Annotated in this window: 19 protein-coding genes; 4 read left to right on the top strand and 15 right to left on the bottom strand. The window is 65.2% G+C overall.

Going from position 1 to position 24,444, the window contains the following annotated elements:
* Positions 1-25 precede the first annotated feature (25 nt).
* Complete coding sequence (locus F464_RS29440; protein ID WP_198292330.1) at positions 26-556, bottom strand: 4-vinyl reductase; 531 nt, start codon at positions 554-556, stop codon at positions 26-28.
* Positions 557-1,087: 531 nt separating this feature from the next.
* Between F464_RS29440 and F464_RS0123960 the strand changes: the two genes are divergently transcribed.
* From F464_RS0123960 to F464_RS0123950, 3 genes are all read left to right on the top strand, one after another.
* Positions 1,088-2,107, top strand: a complete 1,020-nt coding sequence (locus F464_RS0123960; protein WP_228217884.1) for a GlxA family transcriptional regulator — start codon at positions 1,088-1,090, stop codon at positions 2,105-2,107.
* A gap of 127 nt (positions 2,108-2,234) precedes the next feature.
* Complete coding sequence (locus tag F464_RS0123955; RefSeq protein ID WP_018992393.1) at positions 2,235-2,429, top strand: hypothetical protein; 195 nt, start codon at positions 2,235-2,237, stop codon at positions 2,427-2,429.
* Between the two features lie 48 nt (positions 2,430-2,477).
* On the top strand, positions 2,478-5,672 hold the full coding sequence (locus F464_RS0123950) for an EAL domain-containing protein (RefSeq protein WP_018992392.1): 3,195 nt from the start codon (positions 2,478-2,480) through the stop codon (positions 5,670-5,672).
* 78 nt (positions 5,673-5,750) lie between these two features.
* On the opposite strand, the gene F464_RS0123945 is transcribed toward F464_RS0123950, so the two are convergent.
* From F464_RS0123945 to dctP, 14 genes are all read right to left on the bottom strand, one after another.
* On the bottom strand, positions 5,751-6,620 hold the full coding sequence (locus F464_RS0123945; RefSeq protein WP_018992391.1) for an ABC transporter permease: 870 nt from the start codon (positions 6,618-6,620) through the stop codon (positions 5,751-5,753).
* The gene (gene proV, locus F464_RS0123940) at positions 6,613-7,824 is read right to left on the bottom strand and encodes a glycine betaine/L-proline ABC transporter ATP-binding protein ProV (protein ID WP_018992390.1); all 1,212 of its coding nucleotides are present in this window, start codon (positions 7,822-7,824) and stop codon (positions 6,613-6,615) included. The genes F464_RS0123945 and proV overlap by 8 nt, the downstream gene beginning before the upstream one ends.
* 101 nt (positions 7,825-7,925) lie before the next feature.
* On the bottom strand, positions 7,926-8,816 hold the full coding sequence (locus F464_RS0123935) for a glycine betaine ABC transporter substrate-binding protein (RefSeq protein WP_051092350.1): 891 nt from the start codon (positions 8,814-8,816) through the stop codon (positions 7,926-7,928).
* 422 nt (positions 8,817-9,238) lie between these two features.
* Positions 9,239-9,460 (bottom strand): hypothetical protein, encoded by a 222-nt coding sequence (locus F464_RS0123930; RefSeq protein ID WP_018992388.1) that lies wholly within the window; start codon positions 9,458-9,460, stop codon positions 9,239-9,241.
* A gap of 103 nt (positions 9,461-9,563) precedes the next feature.
* On the bottom strand, positions 9,564-10,379 hold the full coding sequence (etfB, locus tag F464_RS0123925) for an electron transfer flavoprotein subunit beta (protein WP_018992387.1): 816 nt from the start codon (positions 10,377-10,379) through the stop codon (positions 9,564-9,566).
* Complete coding sequence (gene etfA, locus F464_RS0123920) at positions 10,369-11,619, bottom strand: electron transfer flavoprotein subunit alpha (protein WP_018992386.1); 1,251 nt, start codon at positions 11,617-11,619, stop codon at positions 10,369-10,371. The genes etfB and etfA overlap by 11 nt, the downstream gene beginning before the upstream one ends.
* Entirely contained in the window at positions 11,616-13,595 is a 1,980-nt protein-coding gene (locus tag F464_RS0123915) for a (Fe-S)-binding protein (RefSeq protein WP_026296279.1), read from the bottom strand. Before F464_RS0123915 ends, etfA begins: the two co-directional genes overlap by 4 nt.
* Positions 13,596-13,719: 124 nt before the next feature.
* Positions 13,720-15,783 (bottom strand): dimethylglycine demethylation protein DgcA, encoded by a 2,064-nt coding sequence (gene dgcA / locus F464_RS0123910; RefSeq protein WP_018992384.1) that lies wholly within the window; start codon positions 15,781-15,783, stop codon positions 13,720-13,722.
* Between the two features lie 15 nt (positions 15,784-15,798).
* The gene (locus F464_RS0123905) at positions 15,799-16,326 is read right to left on the bottom strand and encodes a DUF5943 domain-containing protein (RefSeq protein ID WP_018992383.1); all 528 of its coding nucleotides are present in this window, start codon (positions 16,324-16,326) and stop codon (positions 15,799-15,801) included.
* A gap of 46 nt (positions 16,327-16,372) precedes the next feature.
* On the bottom strand, positions 16,373-17,350 hold the full coding sequence (locus tag F464_RS0123900) for a dipeptidase (protein ID WP_018992382.1): 978 nt from the start codon (positions 17,348-17,350) through the stop codon (positions 16,373-16,375).
* Between the two features lie 384 nt (positions 17,351-17,734).
* A complete protein-coding gene (gene gbdR, locus F464_RS0123895; protein ID WP_018992381.1) occupies positions 17,735-18,904 on the bottom strand; it encodes a choline metabolism transcriptional regulator GbdR in 1,170 nt (389 codons plus the stop codon).
* Positions 18,905-19,212: 308 nt separating this feature from the next.
* On the bottom strand, positions 19,213-20,508 hold the full coding sequence (locus F464_RS0123890) for a TRAP transporter large permease (protein WP_018992380.1): 1,296 nt from the start codon (positions 20,506-20,508) through the stop codon (positions 19,213-19,215).
* Positions 20,496-21,041, bottom strand: a complete 546-nt coding sequence (locus F464_RS29435) for a TRAP transporter small permease (protein ID WP_157354120.1) — start codon at positions 21,039-21,041, stop codon at positions 20,496-20,498. The genes F464_RS0123890 and F464_RS29435 overlap by 13 nt, the downstream gene beginning before the upstream one ends.
* Before the next feature lie 70 nt (positions 21,042-21,111).
* Complete coding sequence (dctP, locus tag F464_RS0123880; RefSeq protein ID WP_018992378.1) at positions 21,112-22,119, bottom strand: TRAP transporter substrate-binding protein DctP; 1,008 nt, start codon at positions 22,117-22,119, stop codon at positions 21,112-21,114.
* Between the two features lie 805 nt (positions 22,120-22,924).
* Here dctP and F464_RS0123875 point away from each other — a divergent pair.
* On the top strand, positions 22,925-24,301 hold the full coding sequence (locus F464_RS0123875) for a hypothetical protein (RefSeq protein WP_232429023.1): 1,377 nt from the start codon (positions 22,925-22,927) through the stop codon (positions 24,299-24,301).
* Positions 24,302-24,444: the final 143 nt, after the last annotated feature.

Here is a 24,444-nt window from a genome sequence, read left to right as displayed (position 1 = left end):
GGCCCGCGTCGGCGTCGCGGAGCGCTCAGGTGAACAGTTGCGGCCGGATGGCGAAGATGCAGTGGTCGAAGCCGTCGGCCCCGCACTGCGTCTCGCAGCAGATCGTCTTCACCGGCTGGCCGGCGTTCTCGGCGATCCAGTCCATCATGCCCGCGAACCAGCCCGCGAACATGTAGCAGGTCTTGGTCGCGCAGGCTTCCGCCTGGGCGAGGACGAAGGTCGAGTGGTCGAGGCGGACATCCGCGAAGCCGTTGGTCGCGTCGGCCTCCACCACGCTGAAACGGCCCCAGCCGCGGCGCGAAAGGCGGTGGAGGTAATGCTCGAACACCGCCATGCCGGAAAGACCCAGAGTCCGAGCTTCCTTCTCGCACCAGTGACGGGCCGACTTGTAGCTGGCGTGGTAGAGGATCTCCGCATAGGGTTCGCCACCTGACCCGCTACCGGCTGCTTTCTGCATGCTCCGGCAGAAGTCACGCGTGACGCGCTGAAGGGAGTCGTGCCCGGTCGCGAGGCGATCATCGTTGTCCTGCCCCTCACCGGGCGCTTGCGAATTCACGTTGCGCACCATCCCATTTGCCTCATTGCAACATTATTCACCCGTAATTTCGCGCGGGTCGGTCTGGTTCCGACGCATTTCCGTTCAATTGCGACAGTGCCGATCCACCACAGGCCGGGTACTGGCCAAGGACACGAGAAGACGCTATGTTTACAGAAACATAGATCGATCCGAGCGGCGCACCAGAACCGACAAGAAGCGCCGGCGCATGCCCCGTCTTGGGGCGCAAAGCGCGAGGACGACCAACAGGAGACGACGATGTGCCACTTCCGCCCGCCCGCGGCGCCGAGGCTTGCCTCACCTTCCTTTCCGCCCCCACGAATCCGTCGCGCCCTTTGCGTTTGCGCTGTCGGGACTCACGGGTCGAAGGGCTGACCGGCAGTTTCCGACCCTTGCCATCCTGTCGGTTTCGTACGGGCCGACGAGGCGGCATGGTTCGCGCTGACAGCGCACAGCGACGGTGCCGGCGAAAGCCGGCGCCTGCCCACTTTATCGTTTGAAACTGCCCAACCCTGAGCTCGGAGGCACAAAGTGTCCGCTCCCCTCTCATCCGTGACGCGCGTCGGCTTCCTGGTGCTGAACGAGTTCACGATGATCGCCTTCTCGAGTGCGGTCGAAGTATTGCGCATGGCCAACCACATCAGTGGCAAGCCCCTTTACAGCTGGTCGGTGATCAGCGCGGACGGCCAAACCGTACCGTCCAGCAACGGCCTCGCGCCTGCGCAGATCGGAACCTACGAGGATTCCGGGCCGTTCGACATGGTGTTCGTATGCGGCGGCACCAACGTCACGCGCTTCGTCGATGACAAGGTACTCGCCCTGCTCCGGCGCATCGCACACGACAAGGTGATCCTCGGCGGCTTGTGCACCGGAACCTACGCGCTGGTGAAGGCCGGCCTGCTCAACGGCTACCGTGCGACGATCCACTGGGAGAATCTGAGCGCCTTGCGCGAAGCGCACGGCAAGATCATTTTCGTCGAGGAGCTTTTCGTCATCGACCGCGACCGCATCACCTGTACGGGCGGCATCGCGCCGATCGACATGATGCTTTCCGTCGTGCGCGAGCGCTGCGGGAAGACGCTGGTCGCGGAGATCTCCGAGCAGTTCATCCTCGAACGGGTTCGCGACAGCAAGGACCGCCAACATATTCCGCTGGCGGCGCGCGCGGGTTGCAACCGCCGGGCCCTGGTGGAAGTGGCGGCACTGATGGAAGCGAACATCGAGGAGCCGCTGTCTCTGGAGGAGCTGTCGCAACTGGCCGGGCTGTCGCAGCGCCATCTGCAGCGCCTGTTCCAGGAGGCGCTCCAGGTCACCCCCAGCCACTACTATCTTGAACTGCGCTTGCGGCGCGCGCGCGAGCTGCTGATGCAGACGGAGATGTCGATCACGAGCATCACGGTCGCCTGCGGCTTCCAGTCCGCCTGTCATTTCAGCAAGTGCTACCGCGCGCTGTTCGGCAAGCCGCCCAGCAGCGAGCGTCGGCCGCAGGGAGCAGGGGCTGAAGATGCGCAGCAGCGGGACAAACCGGTCGTGCATCATTTCGCAGCGTGACGCCCCCGATACGCTGATCGCCGCCGATTCGTTCGATGCTCCGTGCAATGCGCGGAGCCGTTTCCTATCCTTGTACCACGGGAACGCGCAAAGGCCGGTCGTCGAAGAACCATCGGGAGCGGAAACCATGAACAGGCCCAACATCAAGACGTATCGCCTGGCGGCGATGTTCGTTCTCGGCGTGCTGCTGTTCAACTATCCGCTGCTGGCCCTGTTCAACCATCCGACGCTGGTCGCCGGGATTCCGATTCTGTACGTGTACGCCTTCGTCGCGTGGGCACTGCTTGTCGCCCTCCTGATGCTGGTGATCGAGCGGACGTAGCGGCGAACTGCAGCACGGCGCCGCTCGGCTGCAGCCCGGAGACTCGTCGTGCCGACATGGGTTATCGCGGCGGTGATCGCGGCGTATCTCGGATTGCTGTTCGGGATCGCCTATCTCGGCGAGCGCGCCGCGGACGCGGGCCGCAGCCTGATCGCCAACCCCTACGTCTATGCACTCTCGCTATGCGTCTTCATGACTGCATGGGGTTTTTACGGCGACGTCGGAGTGGCCGCAGCCACCGGCATCGGTTTCCTCCCGGCCAATATCGGGCCCTGCGTGATCGCCTGCCTGTGGTGGATGGTGCTGCGAAAGATCATACGCATCGCCAAGGACAACCGCCTCACGTCGCTGGCCGACTTCATCTCCTCGCGCTACGGCAAGAGCGGCCTGCTGGCGGGACTCGTGACCGTGATTGCGACCCTCGGCGTCACGCCCTACGTCTCGCTGCAGCTGAAGGCGATCTCGATGAGCTTCCACGTGCTGCGGGGCTATCCGGACGTGCTGGCGACCGCGGCGCGGGCCGAAAGCATCTGGCATGACACGGCCTTCTACGTGACGGTGCTGCTGGCCGCGTTCACCGTCGTATTCGGCACGCGCAAGCTCGATCTCGCCGAGCGCCACGAAGGCATGGTCGCCGCCATCGCCTTCGACTCGTTGGTCAAGTTGGTCGCCTTTCTCGCCGTCGGCATCTTCGTCACCTGGGGCATGTACGACGGGCCGGGCGACATTTTCGCGCGTGCAGCCCAGGTGCCTCGACTCGCGGCGCTCTTCACGATCGGCGGTGAAGGGAGCGGCGGAAACAGCTGGGGCTCCGTCTTTTCGATCTATCTCGTCACGATGCTCGCGGTCATGTTCCTGCCGAGGCAGTTCCAGGTCGCGGTGATCGAGAACGTCGACGAGACACACGTCAACCGGGCGATCTGGCTGTTTCCGCTGTATTTCCTCCTGTTCGACCTCTTCGTCCTGCCCCTGGCCTTCGGCGGCTTGCTGCGGTTCGGCTCCGACGGCACCGTGAGTCCCGAAACCTACGTTCTCGCGCTGCCGATGTCTGCGCAGCGGGAGGCACTGGCCCTGCTCGTCTTCGTCGGTGGCTTCGCCGCGGCGACCGGCATGGTGATCGTCGAGGTCATTGCGCTGTCGACGATGGTGTGCAATGACCTCGTGATGCCCATCCTGTTGCGCGTCAAGGCGCTGCGCCTCGCGGAACGGAGGGATCTCTCGGGCCTGCTGCTCGCGATCCGCCGCATCACGATCGTGGCGGGACTCCTGCTCGGCTACGCGTATTACCGACTGGCGGGCGAAGCGTATGCACTGGCCTCCATCGGGTTGATCTCGCTCGCTGCGGTGTCGCAGTTCGCGCCTGCGCTGCTCGGCGGCTTGTATTGGAAGGGAGGCACCAAGGCGGGTGCGTTGGCCGGACTCAGCGCAGGGTTCGCGTTGTGGCTCTACACCCTCGTCGTGCCGGCCTTCGCCCGTGCGGGCTGGTTGTCGCCGACGCTGCTCGAACACGGCCCTTTCGGCGTCGCGCTGCTGCGCCCGCTCGCGCTGTTGGGCCTGGAAGGCCTCGACGAGACCAGCCATGCGGTTCTGTGGACCATGTTCGCGAATATCGGCGCCTACGTTGCGGTGTCGGTCCTCAGTGAACAGAACAGCGTGGAGCAGACCCAGGCGGCGCTGTTCGTCGACGCGTCGCGGCACGACCGCAGCGCCCAACGCGCCTGGGGCGCACGCGGTTCGCTAGCCGATCTGCACGCGCTCATGGGGCGCTTCCTCGGGCCCGAGAACGCCCGTCAATCAATGATCGCCTACGCGGGCCGACACGGTCTCGCATGGCCGCGGGACGTCGATGCGGACCTCGCGCGTTACTGCGAGGCGCAGCTCTCCGGCGTCATCGGCGCCGCATCCGCGCGCCTCGTGCTGGGCTCGGTGGTCGAGGAAGAGCTGCTGCGCGACAGCCTGACGGGGCTGCCGAACCGCAGCCTGCTGCTGACCCGTCTGGGTGATTCGCTCGACCGCGCCCGGCTCGGCAGTGCACACGGCTTCGCAGTCCTGTTCGTCAGCCTGGATCGTTTCCGTCTCATCGGCGACAGCCTCGGTGCGGCCGTCGCCGACGAATTCCTGATCGCCGTCGCGCGCTGCCTCGGCTCGGGACTGCGAACAGGGGACACGGCGGCTCGCCTCGGCGGGGAGAATTTCGCGATCCTGCTCGAGGACACCAACGATGTCGCGGAGGCGGTCCGCTTCGCCGAGCGACTGCAAGGCGAGCTCGCTGCCGGGTTCAATGTGGACGGGCATGCGCTCTTCTCCTCGGCGAGCGTGGGGATCGCGCTCAGCCGGCCGGACTACGCGGACCCGGCCGACATCCTCCGCGACGCGGAGACGGCCGCGCACAACGCGGCGCGGCGCGGCGGTGCGTGCCAGGAGGTGTTCGCCGCGGACATGCGCGAGCGCGTCGTCGCGCTGCTCGACATGGAGACGCAACTGCGCCGGGCCGTCGCGCGCGGCGACGAGTTCCGCGTCTACTACCAGCCCATCGTCGCCCTGCCCACGGGACGCCTGGCCGGCTTCGAGGCGCTGGTGCGGATGCGCCGCACCGACGGCACGCTGGTCCCTCCGGGCGAGTTCATTCCGCTCACCGAGGAGACCGGCCTCATCGTGTCGATTGGACGCTGGGTGCTGGCCGAAGCCTGCCGGCAGATGCGGGACTGGCACCAGCGCTTCCCGGACCGCGCGGCGGGGAAGATCAGCGTAAATCTCGCGGGCCGGCAATTCGCGCAGCCGGACCTGCTCGAGCAGATCCGGGCGGTGCTCGCCGAAACCGGCCTCGAAGCCGACAGCCTCAAGCTCGAGGTGACCGAAACGGTGCTGATGGAGCACGCCGACGCCGCGGCCGCGGTACTGACGAAGCTGCGGGCGCTCGGCATCGAACTGCTGATGGATGACTTCGGTACCGGCTATTCGTCGCTGTCCTACCTGCACCGCTTCCCGCTCGACACCCTGAAGGTCGACGCGTCCTTCGTGCGCCGCATGGACGCCGACCGTACGGCCGACGACATCGTCCAGACCATCGTCACGCTGGCGCGGACGCTCGGCATGAGCGTGATCGCGGAGGGTGTCGAGAACGCGGCCCAGCTCGCCCGTCTGCGGGAGCTGGGCGTCGACTGTGGCCAGGGCTATTTCTTCGGCCCGCCGCTCGACGCCGAGACCGCCGAGCGGATGATCCGTAGCGCGCCGACCTGGTGACCCGCGGGGCGACTGCGGATCCGGGAATGAAACCGGCGCGGTGCCCGGCGCATGGATCGCGCCGGGGCGCCTCGGTTGTCAGGACTCCTGACCCTGGCCGCCTTGCCGGCGTGCGATGCGCTCTTCCTTGCGCACGCCGAAGCTCTCGGTGAGACGGTCGAGAATGATCGCGAGCAGCACCACCGCGAGGCCGGACTCGAAGCCCAGCCCGATGTCGAGGCGCTGGATACTGGCGAGCACGTTGTTGCCCAGTCCGCCGCCGCCGACCATGGACGCGATGATGACCATCGACAGCGCCATCATGATCGTCTGGTTGATGCCGGCCATGATCGAGGGCAGCGCGCCCGGGATCTGGATCTTCAGCAGGACCTGCAACGGCGTGCAGCCGAAGGTGATGCCGGCTTCGACCTGCTCCTTGTTCACCTGGCGGATGCCCAGCGCGGTCAGGCGCACCACGGGCGGCATCGCGAAGATCACCGTCGCCAGCACCGCGGGTACGCGACCGAGGCCGAACACCATCGCGGCGGGAATCAGGTAGACGAAGGCCGGCATCGTCTGCATGAAATCCAGCACCGGACGCAGGAAGTAGTTGATGCGCCGGTTGAGCGCCGCGGCGATGCCGAGCGGTATGCCGACGAGGAGGCTGATGAGCGTCGCCGCGATGATCAGCGCGAGCGTGACCATCGTCGCCGGCCAGAAGCCCGTACCGATGATGACGACGAAGGCCGCGGCCGAGATGAGGGCGAATTTCCAGCCCAGGCGCCAGAATCCGACGGCGACAAAAATGCCCGCGAGGAGCCAGTCCGGCACCAGTTGCAGGAGCTGCTCGGTCAGTGCCGTCATTTCCCCTACGACGTCGCCCAGGTTCTCCAGCACCCCGTGGTCGTTCTCGAGGATGAAGTTGATGGTCTTCTCGGCCCATTCGCCGATTGGCAGGAAATCACGCATGGCTGAGCTCTTCCTTCGCCATTTTCTTCAACAGGATCGTCTGCGTGACCGCGCCGATGTATTGGCCTTGCGGCTCGATCACGGGCAGCGGATAGGGCATCTTCACGATGCGGCAGATGAGTTCGCGCAGGTTGAGGTTGCCATTGACCGGCGGCAGGTCCGTCAGCAGCGCGTGCGCGAGCTCGGTGGAGCCGGATTCGAGCGAGCGGATCATCGAGTCGATCGACACGGTGCCGACGAGCTTGCGCTCGCCATCCACGACGAAGCCGTAATTGCGCCGCACTGCACGCAGCCGCTCGATCGCGTCGTGAAAGCCGTTCGCGAAATCGCCGTGCGCCTTGAAGACCGGCACGGCGTCGGCGTCGGCGATGTCCTTGGCGGACAGGTACTTGTTCACATCCACCCCGTTGAAGAAGGCCCGCACGTATTCGTCGGCGGGGTTGCGGATGATCTCGTCGGGCGTGCCGATCTGCACGATGCGCCCGCCTTCCATGATGGCGATGCGGTTGCCGATGCGGCAGGCCTCGTCGAGGTCGTGGGAGACGAAGATGATCGTGCGCTGCTGTTCGCGCTGCAGGTCGAGCAACAGGTCCTGCATTTCGGTGCGTTTAAGGGGGTCGAGCGCGGAAAAGGCCTCGTCCATCAGCATCAGCGACGGATCGACGGCCAACGCGCGCGCGAGTCCGGCGCGCTGCTGCATGCCGCCGCTCAGCTCGCGCGGATAGCGGTTCGCGTACGCGCCCAGGCCCACCTGTTCGAGCACCTTCATCGCCCGCGCTTCGCGCTCCTTGCGCGGCACGCCGGAGACCTCCAGCCCGAAGGCGGCGTTCGCGAGCACCGTGAGGTGCGGCAGCAGCGCGAACGACTGGAAGACCATCGCCATGTCGCGGCGGCGCAGCTTGATGAGCTCGCGCGGGTCCATCGACGCGACATCCTGCCCGTCGACCAGAACCTGACCGGAGCTGGGCTCGATCAGCCGGTTGAGCAGGCGGATCAGCGTGGACTTGCCCGACCCGGACAAACCCATGATGACGAAGATCTCGCCGGCGTTGATGTGGAGGTTCGCTTTCTGGACACCGACCACCATCCCGGTTTCCCGGACGATCTGATCCTTGTCCTTGCCCGAACGCAGCATCTGCATCGCCTGATCCGGTTTGGGTCCGAAGATCTTGTACAGATCCTTTACGACAATCTTTTCCTGCATGGCCTCGGGTGCCTCCAGCGGTACTGCTCCATCCGTGAATCGAGTCCGGTGTCCGCGACGGCTGCGGACACCGGTTTCGCGTCTGCGCGAAATACGCCCCCTTACTGGGCGTCCTTCAACCAGCTCGCAACCAGTTCCGGATGGCTCGCGATGTAGGCTGCGGCCTCTTTCTCGTAGGACGATTCCTTCGCCTTCGCCATGATGCCTTCGAGGTCAGACAGCGGGATCTTGAAGTTCTTGATGAAGGCCGCGGCTTTCGGGAAGTCCTGGTCGAAGCCCTTCCGGCCGATCGCGTGGATCGCTTCCGCGCCGCCGAGGGACTTCTTCGGATCCTCTAGATAGCGCACCTTGTACTTCGAGAACATCCAGTGCGGATTCCAGGTCGTGACGACGATCCAGTCCTTGTGCTTCATCGCGCGATCGAGGGCGACGATCATCGCCGCGTCGGAACCGGTGCGCAGGTCGTAGCCGGCGAGGTCGTAGTCCTTGAGCGTCTGCTCGGAGGCTCGCATCAGGCCGGCACCGGGGTCGATCCCCTGGACCTGGCTCTTCAGCTTCTTCGCAACTTCGGGCTTCTTCAGGTCGTCGATCGACGACAGCTCGGAGGCCGGGATGTAGTCGGGAACGGCCCAGCCGAGCTTGGCGTTGTCATACAGAATACCGAGATCGACCAGCTCGCCGTTGAGCTTGTCCCAGTAGGCCTTGTGCGTGTTCGGCAGCCACGCCATCAGCATCACGTCGAGCTGCTTCTTGGCGACGCCCTGGTACTGCAGGCCGATGTCGGTCATCACCAGCTCGACCTTGTAGCCGAGCCGCTGTTCGAGCAGCTGCTTGGCGATATTGGTCACCGCCTCGGCGTCGGACCAGGCCGTCCAGCCGATCTTGATCGCCTTCTGCTCGGCGGCGTGGGCGCCCGTCGCTCCGGCCACCGCCGATACGATCATCGCTGCCCCGATTGCCTGCTTGAATGCTTGCCTCAGTCTTGAAAACATCTGCTCCTCCAGTCTGCTGTGTCGGGCTCTATGCGGCGGCCCGTATGTGGGTGAGTCTCTGTGAATGCGAGTCGAGAGCTTCTGTCCTGCAGTGCAACAGCCGACCAGCGGCTTCGGGGATTCGCGCCTTCGGTGAAGCAAGCGTTGCGGCACGAGCACTTCGCAGCGGGTAGGCGAGGCCAGTCTAGGGGTCTCCTGATTAGGCAAGATACTCCGTTACGACCTCCATCCACCCTATTTGCGTCAAATCAAAGTGCTGTCGGCGCAAAGGATTTTCAGCGCATTTTCATGGTGCATTCGGCGCCCCGAAATGCGGCGCCGGGAGGCCGGAACTTGCCCGTTTTCGAGCCCCCTGACCGGCCGCTACGACCGTTCGCCCCGAGCCTGGCGACCCGGAGTGATGACCGGTTTCTTCGCGAGCCTCAGGGCATGAGGATGATGTCGACGGTCTGGCGCACCTCGGGCTGCAGCGTGACGCCTTCGGCGCACAAGATTCCGATCAGCTCCGGCAGGCCGTCGACGGGCTGGGCTGCGCGCACGAGCCCGGCCCAGTCGTCGGGGGAGCCTCCCACGGGCAGATCGATCCCCAGTTCGCCCAGGCGCTGACGGAAGTCATCGACGTCGACGAGGTCGGCAAACATCATCGGATCGTCCTCCCGCAAGGATCCAGGAGCGCCGTCGCCGGAAGCCCCTTCCCCACTCCATGCGTCGACAGGTCCTCCTCGGGGCGTCCAGCCAGTCCGGCGCTCATCGCAAGACCCCTTCCTCGCGCAGGAGCTTGAGGATAGCCTCAGCCCCCTGTTGCGCGGAAATCCCGGTGAGCACCTGCCCGCCGCTGCCTTCCGCCTTCGCCGCGGCGGCCTTGAAACGGTCTCGCGCGGAGCTCGCCTTGACGATCTTGAGGCGCTTGGGACGTTTGCGTGCCGGCGCGGTCGTCCATTCCCGCGCCGCCGCATCCGGCGTCACTTCGGCAGCAAGCGGGCACAACTCGCCGCGTCGCGCCGGGCCGAAGGCGCTCTGCCGTGCAGGCTGCGCGGCGGCGTCGATGGTGACGACCGCGGGCAGGCGCACCTTGAGCCGGCGACGCTGACCGCGCGGCAAGGCCTGCAGCACCGTCATCGTGTCGCGCTCGACCGATTCGACTTCGGCGAGCCCGGACACCAGAGACCAGCCCAGGCGCTCTGCGAGCAGGAAAGGCACCAGCCCCGAGCCCTCGCCCGTTTCGCCCCGCGCACCGCAGAGCACGACGCGAGGTCCCGCGGCGCGCAACCAGGCTTCGAGCGCCGGCACGATGTCCGACCCCGCCGGCTGCTGCAGGACGTCGATGGCATCGATGCCCATGCCCAGGTAAGCCCGAAGCGCGCCTTCCGTCTCGGGCGAACACTCGCCGGCGTGCACCAGGGACAAGTCCCCGGACCGCACCAGCGACAGGCCGATCTCGACGGCCCGCGCATCGTATTCCGCCCGCCGGGACCGTCCCGTCACCGGGTGGCGCCCCACCGAAACCAGGGCCGCGACCTTCAGGCCCTCAGCACCCACTTTTTCCTTGCCGTCACGCTGCATTGCGCTGCTCCCTGCGAACGCCCTCGACCAACTCCACCAGTGCCGCGAGCACCTCGCTCGAATCCGCGATGACGGACAGGTCCGCGCGCTTGACCATGTCGCAGCCCGGATCCGTGTTGATCGCGATGACCTTGTCGCACTGCTGGATGCCCTGCAGATGCTGGATCGCGCCCGAAATGCCGACGGCCAGGTACACCCTTGCGGTCACCCATGTTCCGGTCGCACCGACCTGGCGGTGACGCGGCATGAAGCCGTTGTCCACCGCGACGCGCGACGCCCCTTCGGTCGCCCCGAGCACGCGCGCCGTACGATGGAAACCGTCCCAGTCGCGGATGCCGTTGCCCGCGGACAGGATGAACTCGGCTTCCGCGAGCGCGACACCCGCCGGATCGACCGCCACCGCGCCAAGGTCCTCGATACGGCGCAGCGCCTGCGGCAGGGCCGCGGGCGGCGCAACCGCTTCGGCCGCATGGACCGTGTCGCTGACCGGCTCGGCACATTCGGGCAACGCGAGCACGATGCGCCGCAGGCCGCGCGTGACGTCGATCGTGCCGGCCGCTCCACGCCCCGTGCATTGCCCATCGGCGATCTGCCACACCTGCGTCGCCGGCCGCTCGCCCTGCCGTGCCGCGAAACGCCGGCCCAGCTCCGCGCCGCCCAGCGGCGAATCGGGGAACAGCCAGTGACGCGGCTCGTGCTGCCGTTCGATGCCGCCCAACGCGGTCAGGCGTTGCTCGGGCGCGTATCCGTCGAATGCCTCGCCGGAGAAATTCACGACGCGGTCCACACCGGCTTCGGCCAGCCCCTCGTCGCGGGACTCCCCGAAACTCACCAGCAGCACGGCGCCCTGCACCGCGCCGTCGGCGAGCTGACGCGCGAGGCCGAGCAGGTCGCGGTCGTGCGCCGACAGGCGGCCGCCGGGCATGTCCGCAACCACTGCGATGATGAACGCCGGGATGTCGATCTGCACGCGACGCCGCGCTGGCGCCGCAGCCGTATCGCGTCTGGACGCGCCCGCGGCATTCGCCGTCTGCGCGCCGCTGCGGTCGATGCGGCGGATGCCGTTCGGGCCGATGAAGCCGACCGCGTGCGGATTGCGCCGGATGATGCCGTTCGGCCCCATCCACTGCGCGGCGGGCGCACCGCCGTGGAGCTGCGCGAGCACGGCGTCGTGCTCGGGATGCAGGCGGTTGCGGGCGATCCACTCGGTGCGCGGATCGCGTCTGACGATTTCACTCATGCCACCACCTCCACTGCGCCTTCGGCTACAGCCGTCTTGCCGGCGCGCGGTGCCGGCGCGGGTGTCGCGACGAGCTGCGCCGCGACGAGTTCGGCGATATCGAGCACTTCGGCGCGCGGCCCGACGACGCCTTCGAGCATCGCCGTGCATTGCGGACATCCGACCGCCACGATATCGGCCTTGGTCGAGTTGATTTCCTCCATGCGCATGTCGGGGATGCGCCGCTTGCCGGGGATGTCGGTGATCGGGGCGCCGCCGCCGCCGCCGCAGCAGCGCGAACGGAAGCCGGAGCGCTCCATCTCCACGACCTTGATGCCGATGCCCTTCAGCGCCTTGCGCGGCGCTTCGTATTCACCGTTGTAGCGGCCGAGATAGCACGGGTCGTGGTAGGTCACACTGCCGCCTGCCCACTCGCCCAGCGCGAGCCGCCCCTTCTCCATCAGCGTGGAGATGAAGGTGCTGTGGTGGGTCACCGTATAGCTCGCGCCGAAGGCCGGGTATTCGTTCTTCAGCACGTGGAAACTGTGCGGGTCGCAGGTCACGATCTCGCGGAAGCGGTACTTGGCGAGGGTCGCGGCGTTGCGCAGCGCGAGCGCCTGGAAGCTCGCTTCGTCGCCGAGCCGGCGCGCGACGTCGCCGCTGTCGAGTTCCTCGTTGCCGAGCACCGCGAAATCCACCCGCGCCGCACGCAGCACCTTGACCAGCGCCCGCAGCGTGCGCTGGTTGCGCATGTCGAAGGCACCATCGCCCATCCACAGCAGCACGTCGGCCGTGCCGCGCCCGGCCATCAGCGGCAGATCCAGGTCCGCCGCCCAGTTCATGCGCGAGGCCGGATCGAAGCCGCCCGGGTTGTCGGTAGTCGCGAGATTCTCGAGCACCTCCCTGCCCTTGTTCGGCGTATTGCCGTGCTCCATGGTCAGGTAACGCCGCATGTCGACGATCGCGTCGACGTGCTCGATCATCATCGGGCATTCCTCGACACAGGCGCGGCAGGTCGTGCAGGACCACAGCGTCTCCGCGTCCACCAGCGCGCGGCCTTCACGTACGTCTCGCAGCACGATCGGGCTGTGCGCATCGCCGCCGTGCTCGCCGACCGGCTTTCCCGGATAGGGCGAACCAGCATAGGCCGCATCGGTGCCGCCGGCCATGCCGACGACCATGTCCTGGATCAGCTTCTTCGGGTTCAGCGGCTGACCTGCGGCGAAGGCCGGGCACATCGCCTCGCAGCGACCGCACTGCACGCAGGCGTCGAAGCCCAGCAGCTGGTTCCACGCGAAGTCGGCGGGCTTGCCGACGCCCAGGGGCGCGGCGGGGTCCTTGAGGTCGATCGGCTTGAGGCCGGTCGAGCGGCCCCCGCCGAAGCGTTCGGGACGGCGATGGAAAGCCAGGTGCAGCGCACCGGCGAAGGCGTGCTTCATCGGCCCGCCCCAGGTCATGCCGAGGAACATCTCACTGACGCCCCACGCGACGGCGAGCGTCAGCACCGCGGCCAGCGCCCAGCCGCCGAATCCAGCAGGCAGGACGCCGGCGGTCGGCAGCGTCACCAGGAACACGCCGCTCGCGAACGCGAGGAGGCTCTTCGGCAGGCGCATCCACGGGCCGCGCGAAAGGCGCTTCGGGGGATTCCTGCGCCGTGCCGCGACGCGCAGCGCGCCCGCGAACATGACGACCGTCGCCGCGAGCAGCGCCCAGGCGAGCAGGCGGCTCTCGAGCTGGAAGCCGTGCACCAGGATCAGCAGCACCGCCGCCGCGACGAAACCGCCGCCGGTCGCGACGTGCGTGTTCGCGAACACCTTGTCGCGCGCGACGACGTCGTGGAGGTCCACCAGGTAGCGGCGCGGCATCGCGGCCAGCCCGCCGAGCACGGAGACCGGCGAGGGGCGCCCCTGGCGCCACAGGCGGATGCGCCGCACGGCGCCCAGCAGGGCGAGCGCCAGCGAGGCGAAGATCAATATGGGGAGTACTACGTCAAGCATTCGTCTCTCCTAGGATGCAGGGGCGGATACGGAACGCACATCGGGTAGGGCGGAAAAGCGCGAAGCGCGCCTTCCGCCCTACGACCGGCTAATTCCTCGCATCGGCCCCCGGACCTCCGCGTACTCAGAAGTCCTTGCACAGCCGCAGCGCATCGAGGATCGCCGCGTGAGTGTTGCGCTGGGACACGCAGTCGCCGATGCGGAACAGCAGGTAGCCGTCGCCCTTTTCGGCGAGGCAAGTCTGCGGCTGCATCGCGAAGAGCTCCTCGATGTTCACCTGGCCCTTGTTGCGCGAACCGGGCTTCAACTCGTAGTACAGCGCCTCGTCCGGCCGCACGCCGTTCTCGACCACGATCTGGTCGACGACGCGCTCTTCCTTCGCACCGGTGTATTCGTTTTCCAGCACCGCGACCAGCTTGTCGCCCTCGCGATACACCTTCTCCAGCATCAGGTCCCCGGTCATGATCACTTCCTTGGGGTACATGCTGCGGTAGTAGGTCGGGAAGGTCGTGCCGCCGATTGCGACACCCGGCTTGATGTCGTCGGTGACGATCTCGACCTTGGCGCCCTTGTCGGCGAGGTAATCGGCGACCGACATACCGGAGAACTCGCAGATCGTGTCGTAGACCAGCACGTTCTTGCCCGGCGCGACCCGGCCTTCGAGGACGTCCCAGCTGCTCACGACCAACCCTTCGGCGGCGCCCCAGTGCGGGTTCTGTTCGAGGAAGGGATGAGCACCGACCGCGAGCACGACGACGTCGGGCCTGAGGTCGCGGATCGTCGCCGCGTCGGCCCCGACACCGAGGCGCAGGTCGATCTTCAGGCGCGCGAGCTCGAGCTGGTACCAGCGCGTGATGCCCGCCATCTGGTCGCGCTGCGGCGCCCGCGCGGCGATCGAGATCTGGCCGCCCAGCGCGTCCTTCTTCTCGAACAGCGTCACGTCGTGACCACGTTCGGCCGCGACGCGCGCCGCCTCCATGCCGGCCGGCCCGCCGCCGACGACGACGACCTTGCGCTTCGGGCCGGTCGATTTCTCGATGATGTGCGGCAGCCCCTGATGCTCGCGCGAGGTCGCGGCGTTCTGGATGCACAGCACGTCCAGGCCTTGGTATTGGCGGTCGATGCAGTAGTTCGCGCCGACGCACTGGCGGATCTGGTCGACCTTGCCCATCTTGATCTTGTTGACGAAGTGCGGATCGGCGATATGCGCGCGCGTCATGCCCACGAGGTCGACATAGCCGCCTTCCAGGATGCGCTGCGCCTGGTTGGGATCCTTGATGTTCTGCGCATGGATCACCGGCACCGACACCACTTCCTTGATCCCGGCCGCCAGATGCAGGAAGGGCTCCGGCGGATAGCTCATGTTCGGGATCACGTTCGCCAGCGTGTTGTGCGTATCACAGCCCGAACCGACGACGCCGATGAAGTCCAGCAGTCCGGTATCGCTGTAATACTTCGCGATCTGCTTCATGTCCTCGTGCGTGAGGCCGTCCGGGTGGAACTCGTCGCCGCAGATGCGCATGCCGACGACGAAATCGCGGCCGACTTCGGCGCGCACGGCCTTCAGCACCTCCATGCCGAAACGCATGCGGTTCTCGAAGGAACCGCCCCACTCGTCGGAGCGCTGGTTCACACGCGGGCTCCAGAACTGGTCGATCAGGTGCTGGTGCACCGCCGACAGCTCAACCCCGTCCAGCCCGCCCTCCTTCGCGCGGCGTGCCGCCTGCGCGTAGTTACCGATGATGCGCTCGATTTCCTCGGGCTCGATGGTCTTGCAGGTCGCGCGGTGCACCGGCTCGCGGATGCCCGACGGCGACACCAGGTGCGGCCAGTTCTCGCCATCCCAGCGCGAGCGCCGGCCCATGTGCGTGATCTGGATCATGATCTTCGCGCCGTGCTTGTGCATCGCGTCGGCGAGGTTCTGGAAGTGCGGGATGATTTTGTCCGTGGACAGATTCACCGACTTCCACCAGCCCTGCGGGCTGTCGATCGCAACCACCGACGAGCCGCCGCAGATGCACAGGCCGATGCCGCCCTTGGCCTTTTCCTCGTAGTACTGCACGTAACGCTCGGTGGTCATTCCGCCGTCGGTCGCATAGACCTCGGCGTGCGCGGTGCTGACGATGCGGTTGCGGATCGTCAGCTTGCCGATCTGGATCGGCTGGAAAAGGGCGTCGAACTGGGCCATTGCCATTTACTCCTGTCAGCGCGGGCGGGTGATGAACACGCCGTAGTCGCAGCCTTCCTCGGCGCCGCTCTGGGCCTGCTCGGCCAGCGTGCGCAGCGGGCTGCCCGCGGCGGCGAGGATCTGGTCCATCGCGCCGGCGAACCAGCCGGTGAACATGTATTCGATCTTGCGGCCGACCTTGCCGTACTCATAGACGAAGGCCGAGTGGTCGAGGCGCACGCGGCACGTGCCCGCGTCGAGATCGATCGCCTCGATCGAGAAAAGGCCCCAGCCGCGCTGCGACAGGCGCTTCATGTAGTGCTCGAACACCGCGACGCCCGAGAGTCCGTGCAGTGCGGCTTCCTTCTCGCACCAGTGCCAGGCCGACTTGTAGCCCGCCTTGTAGAGGATGTCGGCGTAACGCTCGGCGCCGATCTCCTCTTCGATGCCCTTGTGGTTGTTGATGAAGAAATGGCGCGGCACGTACAGCATGGGCAGCGCGTCGGTGGTCCAGACGCCGGTTTCGGAATCGACTTCGATCGGCAGTTGCGGTGCGGTCTTCATGTTCGGTTTGTCTCCAGTATGTTGTCGGGGCGGGAAGGGGTCGGGCTCACTCGCCCCAGACGTCGCGCAGCACGCGCACCCAGTTCTCGCCCATCACCTTGCGCACGACACGCTCGGGCATGCCGCGCTTCAGCAATGTTTCGGTCAGGTTCGGGAATTCACCCACGGTGCGGATGCCGAGCGGATTGACGATCTTTCCGAAGTTGGTGAGGCGGCGGGCGTAGCCCTTGTCGTGCGTGAGCCACTCGAAGAAATCCTTGTCGTGGCCCTGCGTGAAGTCGGTGCCGATGCCGATCGCATCCTCGCCGACGATGTTCATGACGTACTCGATGGCTTCGGCGTAATCGTCGATCGTCGATTCGATGCCCTTCTTGAGGAAGGGTGCGAACATCGTCACGCCGACGAAACCGCCGTGATCGGCGATGAACTTCAGCTCGGCGTCGGACTTGTTGCGCGGATGTTCCTTGAGGCCGGACGGCAGGCAGTGGGAGTAGCAGACCGGCTTCTTCGACTCGAGGATGACTTCCTCGGAGGTCTTCGCGCCGACGTGCGAGAGGTCGCACATGATGCCGACGCGGTTCATCTCGGCGACGACCTCGCGGCCGAAGCCGGACAGCCCGCCGTCACGCTCGTAACAGCCGGTGCCGACGAGGTTCTGCGTGTTGTAGCACATCTGCACGATGCCCACGCCGAGCTTCTTGAAGATCTCGACGTAGCCCAGCTTGTCCTCGAACGCATGCGCGTTCTGGAAGCCGAGGATGATGCCGGTCTTGTTGGCTTCCTTCGCCGCCGCGATGTCGGCGGTGGTGCGCACCGGCATCACCAGGTCGGTGCTCTCCGCCATCAGGCGATTGACCATCACGATGTTGTCGATGGTCGCCTGGAATCCTTCCCACACCGAAACGGTGCAGTTCGCCGCAGTCAGACCACCGCGACGCATGTCCTCGAACAGGTCCCTGCTCCACTTCGCAATGATCAGGCCATCGATGACAACGGCACTATCGTGAACTTCCTTCGCATCCATTCTCAGCTCCTCGGCAAGCGCTATTCGTGGAGATGAGAATAGCGTTCCCGCCGAAAGACCTATCGCACGGGAAGCGACGGGGACGAGTCAAAATGCGTCATTTCGGTGCGCACCGGGACAAGCTTTGCACGCAGCAAGTGCGCGACAGCCCGTCCGCCCGGCGGGACGGGGTTTCAGACCTGATTCGCCCGGCAAGCAGATACCGTTCGGACCGAGCCTGTCGAAGCCCTGCCATCGCCCTTCGACGAGCGCAGGGCGAACGGCCGTGTTGGATTGTCACCTTGACAAGAAGCCCGCCGAAGACCGATCGGTCCAGGGCGGGCTTCGATACCGACGGGACGCGAACTTCTGTCCCGCGTCAGTGTGCTGCGGCAGGAAGCAGCTTCAACAAAGCGAGCGTCGCGGCACGCGCATCACGCTCCCGTAGGTGGCTTCGCCCCTGGCGGCCATCAGCGCCAGTTCGGCGGTCGATGCCGGCAGGACTGCATCATGGACTTCGGCGCTCTCGTCGGCGATGAACACCTCGCGCCGTCCCCGGGCGCCGCGCGGCACGGGCTCGATGGTCCGCTCGCTGCTCGGCGGAACGCCGAAAAAGCCGCGGTAGCACTTCGAGAAATGCGGCGTCGATACGAAACCGCAGGCGGTGGCGACCTCGATGATCATCATCGAGGTCTGCCGCAGCAGCTGGCGCGCGCGGTTGATGCGGATGGTCAGGTAATAACGGGACGGCGAACAGTTCAGATGCTTGAGGAAGAGGCGTTCCAGCTGGCGTCTCGAGATGCCGGCGATGGCCGCGAGGTCCTCGAGTTCGAGCGGCTCCTCGATGTTCGCCTCCATCAGCGCGACGATCTCGAGCAGCTTCGGCTGCGAGGTCCCCAGCACGTGGCGCAGGGGAATCCGCTGCTGTTCCTGATCGTTGCGGATGCGCTCACACATGAACATTTCGGAGATGGCCCCCATCAGCTCGCGCCCGTGCTGCTTGCCGATCAGGTTCAACATCATGTCGAGCGGGGCCGTTCCGCCGGATGCGGTGAGACGGTTCGCCTCGATCGTGAATAGGCGAGTCGTGACAAGCACTTTCGGGAAAGCTTCCTGCAAGCCCGAAATGCACTCCCAGTGAATGCTGGCCCGGTAGCCGTCGAGCAGTCCGGCCTGCGCCAGCGCCCAGGATCCCGTGCACACACCGCCGACCAACGCGCCGCGGCGGGCCTGGGCCTGCAGGAAGTTCAGGTGCGATTTGCGGATCGCCTGCTGCTGTGCGACGCCGCCACAGACGATCACGATATCCAGGTCGTGCGCGTCGTCCATCGGCGCATCGGGGAGGATGCGCTGGCCGTCGCTCGCGCGAACCGGATCACCGTTCTCGCTCAGCGTGAACCACTGGTAATGCTCTTCCCCACTCAGGTGATTGGCCATGCGCAAGGGCTCGATGGCCGACGAATGCGCGATGAGAGTGAAATTGTCGAGCAGCAGAAAACCGATACGGGTCGGCCTCGCGCCGACACCCGGCTCCGCCGACCGGCCGGTCGCGGAGCCATTGCGTTCGTACTTCATTACCCCTCCTCCACTGGCACCCTCGGGTGCCACGCAGACCGGTCTATTTGCCGGCCTTGTCGTTTGAATATCCCTCGTGCACCGCCGGTGCGCGCGCCCTGGAGTCCTACTCAGAAAGTCGTAGAACGGGATTTTTTTCAGGGACGCGGCGCACCGTTCGCCGCGTCGTTTCCGACGGGGAAATAGTGACACTCTGCGAAGGGCTAATCAACAGCGAAGAGGCGTCAGGCTTGCCTCATTACGACGCGCCTTGTTTCAAACACGACAAACGAGGACAAGTCCTCCTGCGACTGCGTCTCACCATGTTTCTAGAGGAAGCCGAGCAGCCGCGGCAGCGCGAGCGAAAGTTCCGGCACAAACGTGGTAATCACCATCACCGGCAGGGCCACGAACACCATCAGCGCGATCGCGGGCGCGATCGTGCGATGGATATCCGCCTTCCCGATACGGCACGCCATGTAGAGGATCGGCGCAACCGGCGGGCTGTTCGCCCCGATCACGACCGAGCACGCGACGATGGACGCGAAATGCACCGGATGCATGCCGGATTCGATCATCAGCGGCAGGAACAGCGGCGCCACGACGACGGTCACGGATACGTCGTCGATGATCATGCCGGCGAGGATCAGCACGAGGTTGACCGTGATCAGGATCAACAGCGGATTGCTCACCATCGAGGTCACCCATTCGGTGAGATCCTGCGGAATACCTTCGGATGCGAGGATGCGCCCGATCATGAAGCTGAAGAGCAGGATCAGGATCACCGTACCGGTCGTCTCGGCGGCTGCGACCAGGTTGTGCACGAAGCCCTTCGCGGTCAGGTCCCGGTAGAAGAAGTAGCCTACGATCATCGCGCAGAAGGCTGCAACCGCCGCCGCCTCGGTCGGCGTGAAGATCCCGCCGTAGATCCCCCCGAGGATGATCAGGGGCAACGACAGGGCCGGCAGCGCGCTTATCGTCGCGCGGCCCTTCGACATCCGCTCCTGCCCATCCGAAGCGGCCGCGAAGGTCTCGTGGAACAGCCGCCCGACGCTGAAGCGGTTCGCGACGATCAGACCGAGAATCAGCAGGATCGCCGGGCCGATCGACGCTGCGAAACAGGCGGCCACCGACTGACGGGTCACCACCGCGAACAGGATCATCGTGATCGACGGCGGGATCAGGATGCCGAGCAAGGACGAGATGCCCAGCAGCGCCGACGAATAGTGGCGCGGATAGCCGCGTTGCTCCAGCGGACCGATCATGATCGTGCCGATCGATGCCACTGCGGCGGTCGCGGTGCCGGCGATCGCGCCGAAGATGCCGGAGGCGAGCACCATCGAAGCGCCCATGCCACCGCGCCGCTTTCCGACCATCACTTCGATGAACTCGACGAGCCGCCTCGCGATACCCCCGCCCTGCATCAAGTAGCCGGTGAGCACGAACAGGGGCAGGGCGATCAGGATCACCGAATCGAGCGAGCGGTAGCCCTGCATCATGATCGTGTCGATATTGACGTCGTAGGCGGACACGAGATACGCCAGTACGCCCGCGAACGACCATGCGACCGGCACGCCGATCACCATCATCACGAGCAGCAGCCCGACTGCGATCAAGCCTTCCATGACAGCGCCTCCTCGCGGCGGGTTACGGTACGTGCGCGCGCGGAAGCGAGGTCGAAGCCCGCCGCCACGATGTCGCGCAGCGCATAGAGGCCGCTGCCGACAGCGGCGACCAGGATCGCCGATTGCGGGATCCATAGCGGAATGCCCATGCCCGGCGTCGTCTGCGGATGGCCGAAGCTCCACCGCAGCATGCGCCATGCAAGCAGCGTGAAGAATGCGGTGGCCGCGAAGGTGACGCTGCCAACGAGCAGTCTGTGCGCTTCGCGCGCCCATCCGTCGCCGAACTTCTGCGCGAAGAAGTCCACGACCAGATGCTCCTTGCGCCGGCTCGCGATCAGGGCGCCCAGCATGTAAAGCCACATGCCGAACATCATGATCACTTCGAGCAGGCCGACGATCGACCATCCGAAGAGATAGCGCCCCACGACGAGCAGCAGCATCAGCCCGACCACGAGCACGCTGGACACGAACGCTGCGGCATCGAGCAGCCAGGCCGCGCCTTTCCCGAGCGCGGCAATCGCTCTCATTGTCATTTTTTTACCCCTTTGACGAAAACCAGCCCGAACGTGCGGGCTGGGCGGGTTTCATGCAGGCACGCATCAATCAGAGTGGCGAGGCGTTGCTGCGGATCGTTTTGACGATCTCCGCGCCGATTTCCTTCTCCATCAGCGGCCACACCTTCTCGCGCGCCGCCTTGCCGAGAACGGCGAGTTCGGCCGGCGTCGGCTCGATGTACTTGATACCCGCATCGACGGCCTTCTTCACGTAGAACTCGTCCTGTGCCCTCGCTGCCTTGAACTGCTCGTTCATGATCTCGAGCGAGGCCTCGCTGACCACCTTCTGCTGCTCGGCCGTGAGCTTGTCCCAGGCCTTTTGGTTCATGCTCAGCACGCCCGTCATGAAGAAGTGCTTGGTGCGGACGTAGGTCTTGACGATGTCGCGGAAGTACTCGTAATCCCAGAAGATCACGTTGCCGGCCTCGCCATCGACGACGCCGGTCTGCATCGCCGTATAGACCTCGCCCCAGTCGATCGCGGCGGTCTGGTAACCGAGCGCCTGCATCGTCTGCGGCGCAGGGAACACCGTCATCGTGCGCACCTTGATGTTCTTGGCGTCCGCAATCGTCAGCGCGTGGCTTCCGCGCGTGGCGACGCCGTTGAAGCCCTCCGGCCAGGGGCCGAAGAACTTCAGGCCGATATCCTTGTAGATGCCGCCGAGCAGGTTATTCACCCAGCCGCCCGGGCTGTAGGCCTTGAGCGCATCGTCCCACGACGTGGTCATGTAGGGCGTGTAGATGACGCCGATCCGCTTGTCGTAGGAGGTCATCGGCCAGTTGAGCATCAATTGCACGTCGCCCGCGACGTGCAGGTCGAACACCTCCTGCTGTCCCCCGAGCTCGTTCTGGTAGAACACCTTGACCTTGAGATCGCCCTTGGATTTCTGCTCGATCAGGTCCGCCCATTTCTTCAGGGCATTGCCTGCGGGAGAGCCCTTGGCGCCCGAATCGGTCGCCATTTTCAGGGTCGTCGCCGCACTTGCGACTTCGCCGAATAGGCAGGTGATCGCCGCAGCTGCAAGGAGGAAGCTCCGCAACTTCAATTTTCTGGTCATTTCCGTCGTCTCCAAACGTTTTTCATGTACGGCCTCGCAGCCCGCTTCTTCTGGCCTACGGGGGCGCCGGCAGATGATGCGCAACAACCACACCGGGATCAGGGGTACGTCGCAGGGCGATCAGACAGCAGAGACCACGCGCATTCAAGACGTCGATCGCAAACAGTATGGGCGGATGTCGCTTCGAGAACAGTTGCGCGGGTTTGCCGTGCCCCCGGGGCGAAACGACGGTCCGGGATGGCTTGCACGACATGTCCGCAACAACTCAACAAGCGGACCGGGAGTGGCGTCTGCAGCGGATCGTCCCGATGCGACACCGGATGTTCCATTTGCGTAGCCATGCTTGTCGTGACGCGGAATATCCGGTTTCATCGGCTTCGCGCTCGTACGGCGGAGCCCGGTCGCCACGCCTGGCTTCGCCTGCAACACTCCCTCAACCCCGACGAGCGTTTTCCAAAAGGTGCCACGCGGGCCAGGTTATTTCACCTCGCTCTCCACCCCTCCGCGTGGCACCTTTCATTTTCATCAAGAGCCTCGCGACTCGACGCACGCCTGCGGCTCTTGAAGCGGGAGGATTCCTTTTTTGCCTCGCCCCTGAGCGACCGCCCCTTCACGGGACCTCGGCCCGCGCCACTCCGGACTCCACCGCGGCGCAGCAATGTTCCCATTGCGACCCTCGCGATTCTTCCTGCGCCGCATCTATTGAAGCCGATTCGGCACTGCGGTTTCATCTGACCGCACCCGGACGCAATCCTCGCTGCGATATTCGCCTGCATTTTGTCGCGTCCCGATTCGCCCGGGCTGTATGCATCGATTCCACCCGTTAACTCGATCGAGCCCGCCATCGGCGAAACCGGGAATAGCCGCCGAAAAAAAGGAAAGAAATTTCCGCCCGTGCCCGCTCGAGCTTTTCAATAACTACATAAGAGCAATCGCCATCAAGGAAGGAGATAGGTCAATGAAATTCATGAAGCGTGCAAGGTCAGCGCCGCTCGCAATTGCAGGCACCTGCCTGTTCATGTCGGCATCGGCGGCAGTCGCCCAGGTCGCCGAGTCCCCGTTGAAATTCGACGGTGCGGTGCGCATTCGAGCCGAGCACCTCGACTGGAATCCGGATCGCAAAGGGACGCTCGAGTTCGACACGATCCGCCTCGGATATACGTACGACGATGGTCGCTTCATCTCGTCCGGCCGCGAGCGCTACTACCATTATTCGACCCGTCAGACCGGCGCGGACGAAGGCGCGAGCATCCTGATGAACGAATACCTCTGGGCGGGGCTCAAGTTCGCGGACAAGAGCGAACTTCACGTCGGCCAGGATCTCGTGCCCTTCGGAAGCGGCCGTTACGCTTCGCACAATTTCTTCGAATCGATGGCGTATTACGCGGGTTTCGAGGACACCTTCGCACTCGGCGTGAAGTACTCGCGCAAGGACGGCGGCCTCAGCTCTGCGCTCGGTTTCTTCCCGTCCGACGGCGGTCATCTGCTCGGTGCAGCCGACAATACAAGGGTACTCGACGGCTACGATTCGCTCCGTTTCAGCAACCACCTGATGAAGACTTACGGGCGCGAGGAGAGAAATACGGTCGTGGGCCGCCTGGCCTACGAATTGGAACTCGGCGGCGGAAAATCGGAAATCGGCATTTCTGCGCTCACCGGCGAACTCGCCACGACCGATTCCTCGCTGTCCAACGGCCGCCGCAATGCCCAGGCCATCCATTACACCGGTGAATTCGGCAATTTCGGGGTAAAGCTCGAGACGATCCGCTATCGCAACAGCTTTTCCGGAAACGGCTCGGTGGACGGCAACTGGTGGTCCGCCTGCAATAACGATTGCGTGATCATCGGATCGTACGGCTTTACGAACCGCATGGCCGCAAAGGGCAACATCGATATCGTCAGCCTCAGCTACAAGATTCCGGGGTCGATCGGGCCATTCAGCAATTTCCGCGTTTACAACGACTGGAGTCAGTTGAGGAAGTCGGCATCCGGCTATGACCGTAGCGTCCAGAATGTGACGGGCATCGAATTCGGCAGTGGGGGCTGGTGGATCATGCTCGACTATGCCCAAGGCAAGAACCAGCCGTATCTCTCGCCTGTCTTCGGCGACGCACTCGCCGCCGGCGGCTCCTCCAATACCACGGGACGGCGATTCAACGCCAGTATCGGCTACTACTTCTGAGCTCGGCTGAGCGGCCGCCAATTCGATTCCTGATTGCAAAGACGGGCTTGCACTCGTTCCCGCAGCCGTGGATCGCCCCCTCGAGCGATTGCCGCGAAAAACGGCAATCGCTTTCTTCATCGCGAAATGAATCGAAAGACAGA

It is taken from the genome of Aromatoleum toluclasticum ATCC 700605 (assembly GCF_000378245.1).
In the GTDB taxonomy this organism is placed as follows: domain Bacteria; phylum Pseudomonadota; class Gammaproteobacteria; order Burkholderiales; family Rhodocyclaceae; genus Aromatoleum; species Aromatoleum toluclasticum.
The sequence above is the reverse complement of the archived record's forward strand: the minus strand, read 5'-3'. Positions and strand labels throughout refer to the sequence as shown.

Coding starts and splice junctions, on each gene's coding strand:
- F464_RS0123875 (WP_232429023.1), top strand. CDS start 22,925: ATGCATCGATTCCACCCGTTAACTCGATCGAGCCCGCCATCGGCGAAA.
- etfB (WP_018992387.1), bottom strand. CDS start 10,379: ATGCAGCGTGACGGCAAGGAAAAAGTGGGTGCTGAGGGCCTGAAGGTC.
- dgcA (WP_018992384.1), bottom strand. CDS start 15,783: ATGGCCCAGTTCGACGCCCTTTTCCAGCCGATCCAGATCGGCAAGCTG.
- gbdR (WP_018992381.1), bottom strand. CDS start 18,904: ATGAAGTACGAACGCAATGGCTCCGCGACCGGCCGGTCGGCGGAGCCG.
- F464_RS0123935 (WP_051092350.1), bottom strand. CDS start 8,816: ATGTTTTCAAGACTGAGGCAAGCATTCAAGCAGGCAATCGGGGCAGCG.
- F464_RS0123905 (WP_018992383.1), bottom strand. CDS start 16,326: ATGAAGACCGCACCGCAACTGCCGATCGAAGTCGATTCCGAAACCGGC.
- F464_RS0123930 (WP_018992388.1), bottom strand. CDS start 9,460: ATGATGTTTGCCGACCTCGTCGACGTCGATGACTTCCGTCAGCGCCTG.
- F464_RS29435 (WP_157354120.1), bottom strand. CDS start 21,041: ATGACAATGAGAGCGATTGCCGCGCTCGGGAAAGGCGCGGCCTGGCTG.
- F464_RS0123915 (WP_026296279.1), bottom strand. CDS start 13,595: ATGCTTGACGTAGTACTCCCCATATTGATCTTCGCCTCGCTGGCGCTC.
- proV (WP_018992390.1), bottom strand. CDS start 7,824: ATGCAGGAAAAGATTGTCGTAAAGGATCTGTACAAGATCTTCGGACCC.
- F464_RS0123890 (WP_018992380.1), bottom strand. CDS start 20,508: ATGGAAGGCTTGATCGCAGTCGGGCTGCTGCTCGTGATGATGGTGATC.
- F464_RS0123900 (WP_018992382.1), bottom strand. CDS start 17,350: ATGGATGCGAAGGAAGTTCACGATAGTGCCGTTGTCATCGATGGCCTG.
- etfA (WP_018992386.1), bottom strand. CDS start 11,619: ATGAGTGAAATCGTCAGACGCGATCCGCGCACCGAGTGGATCGCCCGC.
- dctP (WP_018992378.1), bottom strand. CDS start 22,119: ATGACCAGAAAATTGAAGTTGCGGAGCTTCCTCCTTGCAGCTGCGGCG.
- F464_RS0123955 (WP_018992393.1), top strand. CDS start 2,235: ATGAACAGGCCCAACATCAAGACGTATCGCCTGGCGGCGATGTTCGTT.
- F464_RS0123945 (WP_018992391.1), bottom strand. CDS start 6,620: ATGCGTGATTTCCTGCCAATCGGCGAATGGGCCGAGAAGACCATCAAC.